The organism is Curtobacterium sp. YR515, from assembly GCF_900113095.1.
Taxonomy (GTDB): domain Bacteria; phylum Actinomycetota; class Actinomycetes; order Actinomycetales; family Microbacteriaceae; genus Curtobacterium.
Window position 1 is genome coordinate 359,075 of the sequence record NZ_FOOD01000004.1, and the last position, 17,334, is coordinate 376,408.

11 protein-coding genes are annotated in these 17,334 nt (G+C 70.0%); 10 read left to right on the forward strand and 1 reads right to left on the reverse strand.

The annotated features are described in order from the left end of the window. Positions 1-27: 27 nt before the first annotated feature. The 6 genes from rpsA (at position 28) to BM028_RS13055 (ending at position 7,375) form a co-directional block, all read left to right on the forward strand. Positions 28-1,497, forward strand: coding sequence for a 30S ribosomal protein S1 (rpsA, locus tag BM028_RS13030; RefSeq protein WP_070416219.1), 1,470 nt, complete (start codon positions 28-30; stop codon positions 1,495-1,497). A 151-nt stretch (positions 1,498-1,648) separates the two neighbouring features. Next, entirely contained in the window at positions 1,649-2,743 is a 1,095-nt protein-coding gene (locus BM028_RS13035; RefSeq protein WP_092387038.1) for an acyltransferase family protein, read from the forward strand. Between the two features lie 112 nt (positions 2,744-2,855). Further along, positions 2,856-3,458 carry a dephospho-CoA kinase gene (gene coaE, locus BM028_RS13040; RefSeq protein WP_092387039.1) on the forward strand — a complete coding sequence of 201 codons (603 nt, stop codon included), beginning with the start codon at positions 2,856-2,858 and terminating at the stop codon, positions 3,456-3,458. Beyond that, a complete protein-coding gene (locus tag BM028_RS13045; protein WP_092387040.1) occupies positions 3,455-4,486 on the forward strand; it encodes a BPSS1187 family protein in 1,032 nt (343 codons plus the stop codon). Before coaE ends, BM028_RS13045 begins: the two co-directional genes overlap by 4 nt. Positions 4,487-4,508: 22 nt before the next feature. Continuing rightward, a complete protein-coding gene (locus tag BM028_RS13050) occupies positions 4,509-6,005 on the forward strand; it encodes a class I adenylate-forming enzyme family protein (protein WP_092387042.1) in 1,497 nt (498 codons plus the stop codon). Then, complete coding sequence (locus BM028_RS13055; protein ID WP_092387044.1) at positions 6,002-7,375, forward strand: acyltransferase; 1,374 nt, start codon at positions 6,002-6,004, stop codon at positions 7,373-7,375. Before BM028_RS13050 ends, BM028_RS13055 begins: the two co-directional genes overlap by 4 nt. Positions 7,376-7,536: 161 nt before the next feature. Here BM028_RS13055 and BM028_RS13060 read toward each other — a convergent pair whose 3' ends face one another. Next, positions 7,537-8,865, reverse strand: coding sequence for an MFS transporter (locus tag BM028_RS13060; RefSeq protein ID WP_092387046.1), 1,329 nt, complete (start codon positions 8,863-8,865; stop codon positions 7,537-7,539). Between the two features lie 170 nt (positions 8,866-9,035). Here BM028_RS13060 and uvrB point away from each other — a divergent pair, with 170 nt between their 5' ends. From uvrB to uvrC, 4 genes are read left to right on the forward strand one after another with little or no spacing between them, the layout of a single operon-like run. Next, positions 9,036-11,108: an excinuclease ABC subunit UvrB gene (gene uvrB / locus BM028_RS13065; protein ID WP_070419051.1), complete on the forward strand. Its 2,073-nt coding sequence runs from the start codon at positions 9,036-9,038 to the stop codon at positions 11,106-11,108. Then, the gene (locus BM028_RS13070; RefSeq protein WP_092387047.1) at positions 11,098-12,042 is read left to right on the forward strand and encodes an SDR family NAD(P)-dependent oxidoreductase; all 945 of its coding nucleotides are present in this window, start codon (positions 11,098-11,100) and stop codon (positions 12,040-12,042) included. Before uvrB ends, BM028_RS13070 begins: the two co-directional genes overlap by 11 nt. Positions 12,043-12,090: 48 nt before the next feature. Continuing rightward, positions 12,091-15,117, forward strand: a complete 3,027-nt coding sequence (gene uvrA / locus BM028_RS13075) for an excinuclease ABC subunit UvrA (protein ID WP_092387048.1) — start codon at positions 12,091-12,093, stop codon at positions 15,115-15,117. After that, positions 15,118-17,298, forward strand: a complete 2,181-nt coding sequence (gene uvrC, locus BM028_RS13080; RefSeq protein ID WP_254789571.1) for an excinuclease ABC subunit UvrC — start codon at positions 15,118-15,120, stop codon at positions 17,296-17,298. The last annotated feature ends 36 nt before the right edge of the window (positions 17,299-17,334 follow it).

Consider the following 17,334-nt stretch of genomic DNA (forward strand, 5'->3'; position numbering starts at 1 on the left):
CTCATGTCCGTTCGGAGCAATCTCTACATGACAACCACCACGACCAAGGCTCCCAAGCAGGTCGCCATCAACGACATCGGCTCGGCTGATGACTTCCTGGCCGAGGTCGAGAAGACCCTGAAGTTCTTCAACGACGGAGACCTCATCTCCGGCACCGTCGTGAAGATCGACCGCGACGAGGTCCTCCTCGACGTCGGTTACAAGACCGAGGGTGTCATCCCCTCGCGCGAACTCTCCATCAAGCACGACGTCGACCCCAACGAGGTCGTCGAGGTCGGCGACGAGGTCGAGGCCCTGGTTCTCCAGAAGGAGGACAAGGAAGGTCGCCTCATCCTGTCGAAGAAGCGTGCGCAGTACGAGCGCGCCTGGGGCGACGTCGAGAAGATCAAGGAGTCCGACGGCGTCGTGACCGGTACGGTCATCGAGGTCGTCAAGGGCGGTCTGATCGTCGACATCGGCCTCCGCGGCTTCCTCCCGGCGTCGCTCATCGAGCTGCGTCGCGTCCGCGACCTCACGCCGTACCTCGGTCAGGAGCTCGAGGCGAAGATCCTCGAGCTCGACAAGAACCGGAACAACGTCGTCCTCTCGCGCCGCGCGCTGCTCGAGCAGACGCAGTCCGAGTCGCGGACCACGTTCCTCAACAACCTCCACAAGGGCCAGGTCCGCAAGGGCATCGTGTCGTCGATCGTCAACTTCGGTGCGTTCGTCGACCTGGGCGGCGTCGACGGTCTCGTCCACGTCTCCGAGCTCAGCTGGAAGCACATCGAGCACGCCAGCGAGGTCGTCGAGGTCGGTCAGGAAGTCACCGTCGAGATCCTCGAGGTGGACCTGGACCGCGAGCGCGTGTCGCTCTCGCTCAAGGCCACGCAGGAAGACCCGTGGCAGGTCTTCGCCCGCACGCACGCGATCGGCCAGATCGCACCGGGCAAGGTAACGAAGCTCGTGCCGTTCGGTGCCTTCGTCCGCGTTGCCGACGGCATCGAGGGCCTCGTGCACATCTCGGAGCTCTCGAACAAGCACGTCGAGCTCGCCGAGCAGGTCGTCTCGGTCAACGACGAGGTCTTCGTCAAGATCATCGACATCGACCTCGACCGTCGTCGCATCTCGCTCAGCCTCAAGCAGGCGAACGAGGGCGTGGACCCGGAAGGCTCCGAGTTCGACCCGGCGCTCTACGGCATGCCGACCGAGTACGACGACAAGGGCGACTACAAGTACCCGGACGGCTTCGACCCGGAGACGAACGAGTGGCTCGAGGGCTTCGACACCCAGCGCGAGGAGTGGGAGCGTCAGTACGCTGCCGCCCAGTCGCGTTGGGAGGCCCACAAGGCGCAGGTCGCGAAGACCATCGCCGACGAGGCGCAGGGTGGCTTCGACCTCCCGGCGACCGCTTCGTCGTCGTCGTCCTCGACGTTCGCGACCGAGTCGAACGGTCAGGGCACCCTGGCCGACGACGCTTCGCTCGCAGCGCTCCGCGAGAAGCTCAGCTCGACCAACTGATCGAGCGGCGCAGCCGTACCGGAAGCCCGGCATCCCTGAGAAGGGGTGCCGGGCTTCCGGCCGTTCCGGCGCCACCTCAAAGTCTGTGGTATATTGTATTTCGTACATGCATGGGTTGCGCTTTGCGCACATGAGGTGATGGAGACGCCAAATGAGTGCATCGACGAGCAGCAAGCCGCGGATCCACTTCCTTTCACCACTCCGGATCGTCATGTTCCTGACGGTGGTCTGGAACCACGCTGAGGCCTTCGCCCGAGAGCGCACCGCGGATGATCCCTTGGCGCAGTTGCTCTTCTCGCTCTTGCCGGAGGGACGATTCCTGTTCGTCACCATCACCGCATGTCTCATCGCGCGCTCGGCATCGTCGTCGTCGACGGTCAAGCGGTTGTTCGTGATCGCGTGGCCGTTCCTGGTCTGGTCCGCTGTGTACGCCGGCGTCGAGATCGCGGCGAACGGCTCCGGCCCAGGCGGGGTCGGTGGCATCGTGGTGTCGATCCTGACCGGTTCCGCGGCCCCACACCTGTACTTCGTGTTCGTCACGATCCAGTTGACGCTCCTGGCGCCGCTCATCCAGTTCCTCGCCCGTCTGGGGCGACGTACGCAGGTCGTTCTCGTCGTCGTTGCGGCCGTGGGACAGTTCGCCGTCGTCGGGTTCGGCCTGGTGATCGCGCCGATACAGTTCCCGTTGGGCCGACTCTGCATCGCGTACCCGTTCTGGGTGATCGGTGGCGTGGCCCTCGCGGCGAACCTCGAGGTGGCGACGACGTGGTTCCGTGCGCACGTCGTGCACCTGACCGTGGGACTCGGGGCCTTCGCCGCTGCGTACATCGGCATCGCTACGTCGGTGGACGATCCGCGCTCCTTCGGCAACGACCTCCTGCTCAGCGAGCTCCGATTCGTGTGGAACGTGCTCTTCGGGCTCGCCGCCGTTGCGATGTGCATGCAGCTGGTCGCGTCGACCGGGCGATGGTCGTCGATGGCGAAGCGCGCCGGTGAACGCATGCAGGACCTCGGGTACGGCCTCTTCCTCGCCCACGAACTCCTCCTGTACGGGGTGGCCGCTGTGCTCGCCCCGGTCTCCGGGCCCGTGCCGTTCGCGGTACTGACCCCCGTGTTCTTCGTCGGTGCGGTCATCGCGACGCTGGGGTTCGTGCTCGTCGTCCGCCGGACGCCGTTGAGCTGGAGCCTGACCGGTCGGCCGATGCAACGGCGCGTGACCCGGGTGCCGGCGCTCGTGAGTGGGTAGACGCTTCCGCAGGACGACGACGAACACCCCCCGCTGCGGTGCTCACCGTCTCGACCCGGTGCCGCGCACGGTCGTCGGGGGTCTCGCCGGTGCGGGTCGGTAGCCTGTCGGTGTGCGCATCATCGGTCTCACGGGCGGCATCGCCGCGGGCAAGTCCACCGTCTCCGGCCGCTGGGCCGAGCACGGCGCGGTCGTGGTGGACGCCGACCGGCTGGCGCGCGACGCCGTCGCTCCCGGCAGCCCGGGCCTCGCGCAGGTCGCCGAGCGGTTCGGCCCCGGCGTGATCGCACCCGACGGTTCGCTCGACCGGCCGGCACTCGGCGCGATCGTGTTCGCCGACGCCGCGGCGCGGAAGGACCTCGAGCGGATCACCCACCCTGAGGTCTGGCGTCTCGCCCAGGCGGCGTTCGACGCAGCCGAGGCAGCGGACCCGGGCGCCGTCGTGGTCTACGACGTGCCGCTCCTCGCCGAAGCCCGGGGGAGCCGGCCGCTGCGGTTCGACGCGGTCGTGGTGGTCGATGCTCCCGCTGCCCAGCGGATCGAGCGGCTCGTGGAGCACCGCGGCATGCCCCGCGACGAAGCCGAGCGCCGCGTCGCCGCACAGGCGAGCGACGCCGACCGACTGGCGCTGGCCGACCACGTGGTGGACGCCACCGGCACCCTCGCCGACACGATCCGATCCGCCGATAAGGTCTGGGAGCGCATCGGCCGATGAAGCACCGGGTGCTCCTGGTCCTCGCGGCCGTCCTCCTCGTGGCGATCGGCGCCGCGTCGCTCGTCGCGGCGAACGTCCTCGGTGGCGATCGGGTCGCGGAGCACGGCCGGGTGTCCGCAGCCGACCGACCGCGCGGCGACGAGCACGGTCCGGTGGGGGAGTTCCACCGCTTCCGCCTCGGCACGATCAACGGGCAGCGGCTCGAGCCGAACCGTGACGACTTCGCGGCACGCACCGACTCCGGCGGACCGCTGCTGTTGTTCCTGCCGGCGACCCGAGCCCGGCCCGCCGACTACCAGCTGTTCCTGTCCGCGGCGCTGCGCGACGGGTACCACGTGCTCGGGCTCGACTACTGGAACCTCGGCAAGACGCTGTCGGGGACGTGCGAGGCGGATCCGCACTGCTACGGGCAGGTGCAGCGGAACCGGTTCGACGGCACCCGGCCGTCACGGTTCAGCTCGGTGCAGCCGGCCGGCTCGATCGTCTCGCGGTTCCGCGACGCGATCGCCTACCTCGATGACCACGACCCGGACGGCGGGTGGGGACGGTTCGTCCAGGGCGACTCGGACATCGCCTGGCACGACATCGTGGTGGCCGGGCACTCGCAGGGCGGTGGAGAAGCTGCGTACATCGCGCACATCCGGCCGGTGCAGGGCGCGCTGATGTTCTCCTCGCCCGTCGAGTCGTTGGGCAGCGAGCACGCGGCCTGGATGGACCGCCCGGGGCGGACACCGGTCGCCCGGATGTACGCGATCGACGACGTGCGCGACGTCTTCGGCCCCCGGATCCGCGGCTCCTGGAAGGTGCTCGGGCTCGACGGTCCCGACGGGCCGTTCCGGACCGACACCGCGCCGCCCGGACCCGACGAGGACCCGCACGCGATCCTCACCGACATCGCGGTGGGGTCGCCGGCCGAGGCGCACTCGCGCACGATCAAGGACACGACCCCGATCGGCCGCGACGGGCTCCCGCGGATGGAGGCGCTGTGGCAGTGGCTGCTCCACCGCTTCCCCTCGGACCCGTCATAGGATCCCGCAATACTCTGAGTCCGTGCAGCAAGCAGGCGAACGACCCGACCTGCGCTCGACCATCCGTGCCCGCGCGGCGCAGGACGGGGAGCGCAGCTACCTCGAGGACGCGCGCAGTGACCGCGTCCTGACCTACCGTGCGCTCGAGGACGCGGTGTCGGCGTGGTCGTCGACCTTCGACGCGATCGGGGTCGCGCCGTCCGGGGCGGTCCTGGTCGACCTCGCCGACCCGCTCTCGTTCGCGGTCGTGCACCTCGCCGCCCTCGCGACCGGTCGGCGGGCGATCCCCGTCGACACCGGACAGCCGACCTCGGAACCCGGCCGTCTCGCCGACCTGATCGGCGGCGCCTCGCTCGTGGTGTCGGACCGCGCCGTGGACGCGACCGTCCCCGGGGCGCCGGCGAGCGGGATCGACGCGGCCACGTTCCTCCCGGCAGCCGTCCGCGACGGCGACCTGCCGTCGGAGAACCCGGACGCACCCGGCGAGGGGTCCGTCGTGCTCTTCACCTCCGGCTCCACCGGCACCCCGAAGGGCGTCGAGCTGCCCGAGTCGCAGCTGCTGTTCGTGGCCCGGTCCGTGGCGCAGCACAACCGCCTCACGCCGGAGGACCGCGGGTTCAACTCCCTCCCGCTCTTCCACGTGAACGCCGAGGTCGTCGGGTTGTTGGCGACCCTCGTGGCCGGCGGGACCCTCGTGCTCGACCGGCGGTTCCGTCGCACCGGCTTCTGGGAGCTGCTCGCCGAGCGCCGGATCACCTGGCTGAACGCGGTCCCGGCGATCCTCGCGGTCCTCGCGAAGACCGGTCCGCTCGACTTCCCCGAGGGGCTCCGGTTCGTCCGCAGCGCCTCCGCTCCGCTGCCCGATCCGGTGCGGCAGGCGCTCGGCGACGTCCCGCTCGTCGTCAGCTGGGGGATGACCGAGGGGGCGTCGCAGATCACCGCCACGCCGCTCGGTGCACCCGCACGCGTCGGGACCGTCGGCGTGCCGGTCGGGTCCGAGGTGCAGGTCCGGGGCGAGGACGGCACGGTGCTGCCCGCCGACGAGGTCGGCGCCCTCTGGATCCGCGGCGAGGGCATCGTCCACCGCTACCTCTTCGGTCGCGCAGCCGAGCGGTTCGACGCGGACGGCTGGTTGAGCACGGGCGACGTCGGATCGGTCTCGGCGGACGGCTGGGTGTCGCTCGCCGGTCGCTCGGACGACGTCATCAACCGGGGCGGCGAGAAGGTGTACCCGTCCGAGGTGGAGGACGTGCTGCTCGGCGACGACCGCGTGCTCGAGGCCGTGGTCGTCGGGCGGCCGCACGAGGTCCTCGGCGCGGTGCCGATCGCCTACGTGATCCCGCAGCCGGACGAGGCCGTGGACGCCGAGGCCCTGGTCGCCGACCTCACCGCGCGAGCCGAGGCGCACCTCACACGGTTCCGCCGTCCGGTCGAGATCGTCGTCGTGCCCGACCTGCCGCGCGCGCCGACCGGCAAGGTCCAGCGGGCGAAGGTGCGGACGATGGCCGAACACCCGTGACCGACGCCGCCACGCCCACCGCCGACGCCGCCACGCCCACCGCCGGCGCCGCTACGCCCACCGCCGACGCTGCCGACCGTCGGGTGCAGACGCCGACCCGCACCGCCGAGGGGAAGCCGCGGCACCTCTACGAGGTCGACGTCCTCCGCATCCTGACCTTCGCCTGCGTCATCGGCGTGCACACCACGAGTCACACGGTCGCCGCCGACGACGTCCCGCTGAACGCCCTGCTCGGCCTGCTCCACTTCACCCGCCTGGTCTTCTTCTCGCTGACGGCCTTCGTGCTCGTCTACAGCTACACGCTCCGACCGCGGCCGATGGCGCAGTTCTGGCCGAAGCGCTTCCTGCTCGTCGGCGTGCCCTACCTGGCGTGGTCCTTCGTCTACGTGGCGTCGTCCTGGCTCCTCAGCGCCACTCGCCGGGGCGACGTGCCCGACCTCGTGCGCACCTACGCCGAGGGCATCGTCACCGGCGTCTCCTGGTACCACCTCTACTTCCTGCTCGTGACGATGCAGGTGTACCTGCTCCTGCCGGTCATCGCGTGGCTGGTCCGGAGGACGCGCGGCCACCACGTCGCGGTCCTCGCCGGGACGCTCGTGTTCCAGCTCGTGGTCTTCGCGGGGTACAAGTACTTCCCCGCCAGCGACGCGTGGATGCACGGCTACCAGAAGCAGTTCTTCTTCTCGTACGTGTTCTTCATCGTGTCCGGCGCGATCGCCGCCGACCACGCGGACGCCTTCCTCCGGTTCATCCGGGTGCACCGCCGCGCCGTCCTCTGGGGCTTCGCGGGCGTCGGCGCGCTCACCCTCGGCGTGTGGTGGCTGCAGGTCGGTCTCGGGCAGTCGCTCTACGCCGCCGGCACGCCCCTGCAGCCCGTCCAGGTGCTCTGGAGCAGCGCCGTGTTCGTCGGGTTCCTGGCGATCGGCGCGCGCTGGGCGGATCGGCGTCGGCCCGGGAGCGCGCTCGCCCGCGTCGTCGACTACGGCTCGGACCGGTCGTTCGGCATCTTCCTCAGCCACCCGTTCGCGATCTGGATCCTGCTGTACGGCGACAGCTGGCTCGAACGGGTCGTGCCCCCGCCCTGGCTCACGCTGGTCACCTACGTGCTCGTGCTCGTGCTGTCGGTGGCCGTGACGGAGCTGTTCCGGTGGACGCCGTTGAGCGTGCCGCTCACGGGGCGGCCGTCGTTGTCGTCGCGTGGGCAACGGGCGGCGCGGGCGCGGAAGCGGGAGGCGGCTGCTCGGGGTGCGGGTGCTGGTGCCGTGCCGGTGGTCGCCCCGGAACCGCGGGTCGAGCCGGCCGAGCCGGTCGAGCCGGACGATGCGCTCGTGGGGGAGACGGACGACGTCGGGCCGCGGTCGACGCGCTGAGCGCGTCCGTCGATGGGGCGTCGCCCGCACCGCGTGGGGACTGGAGGCACGGGTCGGGCTGGCACCGCGCCTCCCGTCGTGCGCAGTGTCGGACGGGAGGCGCGGGTCGGCCTGGCACCGCGCCTCCCGTCCGCAGCGTGCAGCGGTCGTCGCGACGCGGATCAGCCGGCGTGCTGCTCGGCCTTCGGGACGCCGATCTCGAGGACGCCGTCCGTCATCGTGAGTCGCGTCGGCTTCATGAACCACGCGACCACGGCCGCAGCGGCGAGCAGCACGCAGGAGAGCGCGAAGGGCAGCTGCCAGCCGGAGGCGTCGATCAGCGCGCCGAACACGATCGGCGAGATCACGCCGGCGATGCCGAAGCCGGTGTTCATGAACCCCGACGCGGTGCCGGACCACTGCGGGGCGACGTCCATCGGGATGGCCCAGAGGTTGGCGTTGCAGAGCTCCAGGAAGAAGAACGAGAGGGCGAGCGAGATCGTCGCGACGACCAGGCCCTGCCCGATCACGAGGGGGACGAGGCAGACGAGGGAGCCGCCGAGGCCGATGACGAGGACGATCCTCCGGGCGTTCCGGCTGTCGCCGCCGCGGTGGATGATGCGGTCGCTGAGCATCCCGCCGACGGTGTCGCCGACGACGCCCGCGAGGAGCACGAGCGTGGTGAAGAGGGCGAACTGGCTGATCGGCAGGCCGTAGGTGTCGCTGAGGAACGTCGGGATCCAGGTGAGGAACACCCAGAGCACCCAGCCGTACCCGAAGTCGACGAAGGTCACCGGGGAGATCTGCCGGGCCAGCGTGCGCCACGGGACGGGCGGCCGGGTGGCGCGGGTCTCGACGGGCGGGAGCTCGTCGAGCTCGACCTGCTGGATGCCGGCGGTGTCCTCGGGCTTGTCGCGGAACCAGACGAACCAGACGATCGCCCAGGCGATGGACAGGACGGCCGTCGCGAAGAAGGCCCACCGCCAGCTGCCCGTCGCACCGATGACCCAGGCGACGAGGAGCGGTGCGAGGGCGTTGCCGAGGCGCGCCGCGGAGTGCACGACGCCCTGTGCGAAGCCGTTGCGGTCGCGGGGGATCCAGCGGCTCATGGCCTGGGTGGCGGCGGGGAACGCGGCGGCCTCGCTCAGGCCGAGGAGGGCGCGGGCGGCGAAGAGCGTCCAGAAGCCGACCGAGAACCCGGTCCAGAGGGTGGCGACACCCCAGATCACGGTGATGACGAACAGGGCCTTCCGGGGACCGAACTTCTCGGCGATCGTGCCGCCGAAGACCTGCAGCAGGGCGTAGGGGAGTGCGAAGGCGGAGACGATGAGCCCGGCGGTCGTCTCGTTGAAGCCGAAGTCCTCGGTGATGTGGGGGAGCGCCGTGGAGATGTTGGTGCGGTCGATGTACGAGATCGCGTACATGCAGCACAGCAGGATGAGCACTCGTCCGCGGATGCGTCCGCGGAACGGGGTGCCCTTCGTCGGTGCGGCGGGGGTCGCCGTCGTCATGGGGGCCTCTTCGGGGAGTGAGAGCGAGTCGGGTTGCTGAACGGATCGGAGGCTATGCCGGGTCCCTATCAGCGGTCTCGGAGCGTGCTTGGCGTGGACGATACGCCGAGGGCGAGCAGACGGCTCCGGTGTCAGGGGTGCCGACTACCGTGGTGGGCATGGCAGTGTCAATCGAGCCCACGCGCGCGGTCCGCCCGTTCGAGGTCATCAGCGAGTACTCGCCGAGCGGCGACCAGCCCGCGGCGATCGCCGAACTGGCCGGTCGCATCAACGCCGGTGAGACCGACGTCGTGCTGCTCGGTGCGACCGGTACGGGCAAGTCGGCGACGACCGCGTGGCTCATCGAGCAGGTGCAGCGGCCGACGCTCGTGCTCGCGCACAACAAGACCCTGGCGGCCCAGCTCGCGAACGAGTTCCGGAGCCTGCTGCCGAACAACGCCGTCGAGTACTTCGTCTCGTACTACGACTACTACCAGCCCGAGGCGTACGTCCCGCAGACGGACACCTTCATCGAGAAGGACTCCTCGGTCAACGCCGAGGTCGAGCGGCTCCGGCACTCGACGACGAACTCGCTGCTCAGCCGGCGCGACGTCGTGGTGGTCTCGACGGTGTCCTGCATCTACGGCCTGGGGACGCCGGAGCAGTACATGAACGCCTCGGTCGCGCTGCACGTCGGCCAGACCATCTCCCGCGACCAGCTCGTCCGCAAGTTCGTCGCGATGCAGTACCAGCGGAACGACGTCGACTTCGCACGAGGGACCTTCCGGGTCCGCGGCGACACGCTCGAGATCATCCCGATGTACGAAGAGCACGCGATCCGCATCGAGATGTTCGGCGACGAGGTCGAGGCCCTGTCGTACCTGCACCCGCTCACCGGCAACGTGATCGAGGACATGCCCGCCGTGTCGATCTTCCCGGCGTCGCACTACGTCGCCGACACCGAGGTCATGCACCGGGCGATCGCCACGATCAAGGACGAACTCGCCGAGCGCCTGGCCGAGCTCGAGGGGCAGGGCAAGCTGCTCGAGGCCCAGCGGCTCCGGATGCGCACCACGTTCGACATCGAGATGATGGAGCAGATCGGCTTCTGCTCCGGCATCGAGAACTACTCGCGCCACATGGACGGCCGTGCCGCGGGGGAACCGCCGCACTGCCTGCTCGACTTCTTCCCGGACGACCTCCTCATCGTGATCGACGAGTCGCACGTCACCGTGCCGCAGATCGGCGCGATGTACGAAGGGGACGCCTCCCGCAAGCGCACGCTGGTCGAGCACGGGTTCCGGCTGCCGAGCGCCCTCGACAACCGACCGCTCACCTGGGAAGAGTTCCTCGAGCGCTCCGGCCAGAAGGTCTACCTGTCGGCGACCCCGGGCCGGTACGAACTCGGCGTGACCGACAGCGTCGTCGAGCAGATCATCCGCCCGACGGGCCTGGTCGACCCCGAGATCGTCGTGAAGCCGAGTGACGGCCAGATCGACGACCTGCTCGAGGAGATCAACCAGCGCGTCGAGAAGGACGAGCGTGTGCTCGTCACGACGCTGACCAAGCGCATGGCCGAGGAACTCACCGACTTCCTCGGCAACGCCGGCGTCCGGGTCCGGTACCTGCACTCCGACGTCGACACCCTCAAGCGCGTCGAGCTGCTGACCGAACTGCGCCAGGGCGTCTACGACGTGCTCGTCGGCATCAACCTCCTGCGCGAGGGGCTCGACCTGCCCGAGGTCTCGCTCGTGGCGATCCTCGACGCCGACAAGGAAGGCTTCCTCCGCTCGTCGACGTCGCTCATCCAGACGATCGGTCGTGCCGCCCGCAACGTGTCGGGCCAGGTGCTGATGTACGCCGACAAGATGACCGACTCGATGAAGACCGCGATCGAGGAGACCGACCGGCGCCGCGAGAAGCAGGTGGCGTACAACACCGAGCGCGGCATCGACCCGCAGCCGCTGCGCAAGAAGATCGCCGACATCACCGAGATCCTGGCGCGTGAGAACGACGACACGAAGGCGCTGCTCGAAGGTCGCCCCGGAGCGGACGGCCGACGCTCGCCGACGCCGAACCTCAAGCGCGGCGGGATCGCCGGCGAGGGGGCGATGCAGCTCGAAGCGACCATCGGCGACCTCAACGAGCAGATGCTGCAGGCGGCGGCCGAGCTGAAGTTCGAACTCGCCGCACGGCTCCGCGACGAGGTGCAGGACCTCAAGAAGGCGCTCCGCCAGATGGAGTCGGCGGGCCATGTCAGCTGACGCCGGCGCGCGCGCCGCGCGCGACGGGTCTCGTCGCACCGTCGTCGTCACCGGTGCGAGTGCCGGCCTCGGGTACTTCGCCGCGGAGCAGCTCGCCGCCGCCGGTCACCGCGTCGTCCTCGCGACCCGCAGCCGCGAGCGCGCTGCGGCGGCCGAGCGGAGCATCCGTCGCCACGTGGACGGCGCCGACCTCGCGCACGTGCACCTCGACCTCGCCGACCTCGACAGCGTGCGGGCAGCCGCCGACGAGCTCGCGGCGCTGCAGCCGGAGGGTGTCGACGCGATCGTGAACAACGCCGGCGTGGTGGGCGCGAGCACGATGCAGCGAACGGCCCAGGGCACCGAGCTGCAGGTGGGCACGAACCACCTCGGGCACTTCGCCTGGACGGCGCTGACGCTCCCACTGCTCGACCGCCGCGCGGGCCGCGTGGTGCACCTCGGGTCGATCGCCCACCGGTGGGCACGGCTCGACCCGGCGGGCCCGCTCGGCGCGAGCCACTACTCGAGTTACCGCCAGTACGGGCGGAGCAAGCTCGCGGTCATGCTCTTCGGCTTCGAGCTCGCCGAACGCCTCGCCGATGCCGGGTCACCGGTCTCCAGCGTCGTCGCGCATCCCGGGTTCTCGCTCGACCTGCTGTCACCCGAGCGTCCCGACGTCGCATCGTCCCGATCGGAGCCGGCGTGGACCCGTCCGGCGCAGCGGCTGTACGCCCAGGGCAAGGACGCCGGCGCCGACCCGCTCGTGCACGCGGCGATCGCCGACGGCGTCCGATCCGGCGAGTACTGGGGGCCGTCGGGCTGGATGCAGCTCCGGGGGCCGGCAGCGGTCGTCCGGGCCGAACCGCGGGCCCACGACCGGGCCGAGGCCGCCCGGCTCTGGGTGGCGAGCGAGCGTGCCGCCGGGGTCGCGTTCGCTCTCGACGCACTCGTCTGACCGTCCATCGCGGCCGAATGTCGGTGCCGCTTCGTAGAATCGACGACGATGACCATCACCTCTGACCGCGGAACCTCGACGTCGGGCCGGAATGCCTTCGGCGAGCCCGTAGACCTCCACATCCCCGGCGGCACGGCACCGCACAGCACCTCCACGCTCAGCGTGCGCGGTGCCCGCGTGCACAACCTGCGCGACGTCGACCTCGAGATCCCACGCGACTCGCTCGTCGTGTTCACGGGTCTGTCCGGATCCGGCAAGTCCTCGCTGGCGTTCGACACGATCTTCGCCGAGGGACAGCGCCGCTACGTCGAGTCGCTGTCCGCGTACGCGCGCCAGTTCCTCGGGCAGGTCGACCGCCCGGACGTCGACTTCATCGAAGGGCTCTCGCCCGCGGTCTCGATCGACCAGAAGTCGACGAACCGCAACCCGCGCTCGACGGTCGGCACCATCACCGAGGTCTACGACTACATGCGTCTGCTCTGGGCGCGCATCGGCATCCCGCACTGCCCCGTCTGCGGTGAGGTGATCAGCAAGCAGAGCGTGCAGCAGATCGCCGACCAGCTCATGGAGTTCGAGTCGGGCACGCGCTTCCAGGTGCTCGCGCCCGTCATCTCCAAGAAGAAGGGCGAGTTCGTCGACCTCTTCCAAGAACTGGCGGCGTCCGGCTACGCCCGCGCGATCGTGGACGGGGAGCGCATCCAGCTCAGCGACCCGCCCAAGCTCAAGAAGCAGGTCAAGCACGACATCTCGGTCATCGTCGACCGTCTCGTCGCGAACGAGGACATCCTCGGGCGTCTGACCGACTCGCTCGAGACGGCACTGCGCCTGACCGACGGCACGGTCGCGATCGACCTCGTCGACGCCGAGGGACCCGGTGCGGTCCGGACCTACTCCGAGAACCTCTCCTGCCCGAACAACCACCCGCTGGCGCTCACCGAGATCGAGCCGCGCACGTTCTCGTTCAACGCGCCGTTCGGTGCGTGCCCCGAGTGCTCCGGCCTCGGTACCCGCATGTCGGTCGACCCGGACCTCGTCCTCGGCGACCCCGAGGCGTCCCTGCGCGACGGCGTCCTGCTGCCGTGGACGGGCACGAGCGGGCTCTACTCCTACTTCGAGAAGCTCCTCGCCGGCCTCGGCAAGGACCTCGGGTTCGACCTGGACACCCCGTGGAACCGTCTCGACGCCTCGGTCCAGGCAGCGATCCTCACCGGCAAGGACTTCCAGGTGTCGGTGTCCTGGCGCAACCGGTTCGGCCGCGAGATGCGGTACACGAGCGGGTTCGAGGGCGTCATGCCCTACATCGAGCGCAAGTTCGCCGAGGCCGAGTCGGACTCGCAGCGGCAGCGCTTCCAGGGCTACCTGCGAGAGGTCCCCTGCCCGGTCTGCGACGGCACGCGTCTCAAGCCCGAGGTGCTCGCGGTGACGGTGGACGGCCGCAGCATCGCCGACGTGACGGACATGTCGCTCGACAACGCGTACGGCTTCATGGAGAGCCTCACCCTCACCGAGCGCGAGGCGCACATCGCGGCGGCGGTCCTGCGCGAGATCCGGGCGCGGCTCGAGTTCCTGCTCGAGGTCGGTCTGAACTACCTGACGCTCTCCCGTGGCGCGGGCGGGCTGTCCGGCGGCGAGGCGCAGCGCATCCGTCTGGCCACCCAGATCGGGTCCGGTCTGACCGGCGTGCTCTACGTCCTCGACGAGCCGAGCATCGGGCTGCACCAGCGCGACAACCGGCGGTTGATCGACACCCTGGTGAAGCTCAAGGACCTCGGCAACACGCTCATCGTCGTCGAGCACGACGAGGACACGATCCGCACGGCTGACTGGGTCGTCGACATCGGCCCCGGCGCGGGTGTGAACGGCGGCAACGTCGTCCACTCCGGCTCGTACGAGGGGATCATCGAGAACCGCGAATCGATCACGGGCGACTACCTCGCGGGCCGACGTGCGATCGAGGTCCCGGCCGAGCGTCGCACGGTGAACCTCAAGCGCACGATCAGCGTGCAGGGTGCGCGGGCGAACAACCTCAAGTCGATCGATGCGGACTTCCCGCTCGGAGTGTTCACCGCGGTCACCGGGGTGAGCGGCTCGGGCAAGTCGACGCTCGTCAACGACATCCTCTACAAGGTGCTCGCCAACCAGCTCAACGGCGCACGGCACATCGCGGGCAAGCACACCCGCGTGAAGGGGCTCGACCAGCTCGACAAGGTCGTGCACGTCGACCAGGCGCCGATCGGTCGGACCCCGCGGTCCAACCCGGCGACGTACACGGGCGTGTTCGACCGGATCCGACAGCTCTTCGCCGAGACGCCCGAGGCGAAGGCGCGCGGCTACCAGCCCGGTCGCTTCAGCTTCAACGTCAAGGGCGGTCGCTGCGAGAACTGCTCCGGTGACGGCACGATCAAGATCGAGATGAACTTCCTCCCCGACGTCTACGTCGCGTGCGAGGTCTGCGGCGGTGCGCGGTACAACCGCGAGACGCTGCAGGTGCACTACAAGGGCAAGGACATCTCCGAGGTCCTCGACATGCCGATCAGCGAGGCAGCCGAGTTCTTCGAGCCGATCTCCGCGATCCACCGGTACATGGCGACCCTCGTCGACGTCGGGCTGGGCTACGTCCGGCTCGGACAGAGCGCGACGACCCTCTCCGGGGGCGAGGCGCAGCGCGTCAAGCTCGCCACCGAGCTCCAGCGCCGGTCGAACGGCCGGACGGTCTACGTCCTCGACGAACCGACCACCGGTCTGCACTTCGAAGACGTCCGCAAGCTGCTCCTCGTGCTGCAGAGCCTGGTCGACAAGGGCAACACGGTCATCACGATCGAGCACAACCTCGACGTCATCAAGTCGGCGGACTGGCTGATCGACATGGGACCCGAGGGTGGATCCGGCGGCGGGACGGTCCTCGCGACGGGGACGCCCGAGCACGTGGCGAACGTGCCCGAGAGCCACACCGGGGTCTTCCTCAAGGAGATCTTCGACGCGCAGGACGCGCGGGTCGGCAAGGAACAGGCGGTCGGCGCACGCACGGCCAGCCAGAAGCGGCCGAAGGCGAAGCAGAAGGCGGGTGCTCGGTAGGTGGCGGACACCGTCCCGTGGCGTCCGAAGGCGGGGGAGATCCCGACTGATCCGGGCGTCTACCGCTGGCGTGACGAAGCCGGCCGGGTGCTCTACGTCGGCAAGGCGAAGAACCTCCGTGCCCGGCTGAGCAACTACTTCGCACCGCTGCCGACGCTGCACGAGCGCACCCGGCGCATGGTGCTCACAGCACGGAGCGTCGAGTGGACGACGGTCGGCTCCGAGATCGAGGCGCTGCAGCTCGAGTACACGTGGATCAAGGAGTTCGATCCGCCCTTCAACGTCAAGTTCCGGGACGACAAGTCCTACCCGTACATGGCGATCACCCTGGGCGAGGAGTCGCCGCGGGTGATGGTCACCCGGAACCGGAAGATCAAGGGCGCGAAGTACTTCGGGCCCTACCCGAAGATCTGGGCCGTGCACGACACGATCGACCTGATGATCAAGGTGTTCCCGATCCGCACCTGCTCGGACTCGTCGTACAAGAAGGCGATGCAGACCGGCAAGCCGTGCTTCCCGGGGCAGATCGGCAAGTGCGGCGGCCCGTGCTCCCAGAAGGTCACGATCGCCGAGCACCGCGCGCTGGTCGAGGAGTTCGTGCGCTTCATGGCGAGCTACGACCGCCGGGTGATCACCCAGCTGCGGCAGCGCATGGCCGCTTCGGCCGACGCGATGCAGTACGAGCAGGCCGCGAAGTTCCGCGACCAGGTCGGCGCGCTCGAGGCCGTGCTCGAGAAGTCCGCGGTCGTGCTCCGCGACTCGGTCGACCTCGACCTGTTCGGCATCTCCGAGGACGAGCTCGCCGCGGCCGTGCAGCTGTTCTCGGTGCGCGGCGGGCGCATCCGCGGTGTGCGCGGGTGGGTCGTCGACAAGGAACTCGACATCTCGACGGGCGACCTCATCGAGCAGATCGTGCAGGGACAGTACGCGACGGGCGAGGAACCCCCGCGCGAGGTCGTCGTGCCGGAACTGCCGGAGGACGCCGACGCGCTGCAGCAGTGGCTCAGCGAACGCCGTGGCGGTCGGGGCACCAAGCTCAGCACCGCGCAGCGGGGTGACCGGGCGGGGCTCGCCCGGACCGCGGCGCAGAACGCTGCCCAGGCGCTCATGCTCTACAAGACGAAGCGCTCCGCCGACTACACGACGCGGTCCGCGGCGCTGGCGGACATCCAGGACGCCCTCGGCATGACCGAGGCACCGCTCCGCATGGAGTGCTACGACATCTCGCACCTGCAGGGGACGAACGTCGTCGCGTCGATGGTCGTGTTCGAGGACGGGTTGCCCCGCAAGGACCAGTACCGGCGGTACTCGATCGCCGAGACCACCGACGACACCGACAGCATGTACCAGGTGCTGTCCCGCCGGCTCGCGCGCCTCGACGAGGACGCCGAGCTGCCGGACGTTCCCGACGTCACCAGTGACGAGGTCGTCGAGGGCTCGAAGCCCACCAAGCGGTTCGCGTACCGGCCGCAGCTCCTCATCGTCGACGGCGGGCAGCCACAGGTGCAGGCGGCGAAGCGCGCGATGGACGAGGCCGGGGTGCACGACATCGCGCTCGTGGGCATCGCGAAGCGGCTCGAGGAACTCTGGTTGCCGGACGACGACTTCCCGGTGATCCTGCCGCGCAACTCCGAGGCACTGTTCCTCATCCAGCGCATCCGTGACGAGGCACACCGGTTCGCGATCACGCTCCAGCGGACCCGGCGCAAGCGGGACGTCCGGTCGCGGCTGTCCGAGATCCCGGGTCTCGGCCCCACCCGGGTGAACGCGCTGCTGAAGCACTTCGGGTCGGTGGCGCGGCTGCGCGAGGCGACGGCGGAGGAGATCGCCGAGGTGAACGGCGTCGGGCCGGCGACTGCGGCGGCCGTGGTCACGAAGCTCGCGCAGACGCCGACGAGCGCGCCGGAGGCCGCGGGCGCCCCGACGCCGACGAGCGCGCCGGAGGCCGCGGGCGCCCCGACGCCGACGAGTGCTCCCGACGGGGCCGGTGCGCCGGACACGGCGATCGAACCCGGCAGCGCCAGCGCGGCCGACGCAGCCGGCGAACCGGGCACCGCCAGCGCGCCCGGCCCAGCCAGCGCGCCCGACCTGGCAGCTGCCACGCAGTCGGCAGCGACCCGCTCCGGAGGGCCGGCCCGGCTCCCCGAGGTGACCGACGACGGCCCGCACCTGCCCGCATGACGCACACCGCGCCTCCCGTGCGGCCGACGGACGGAC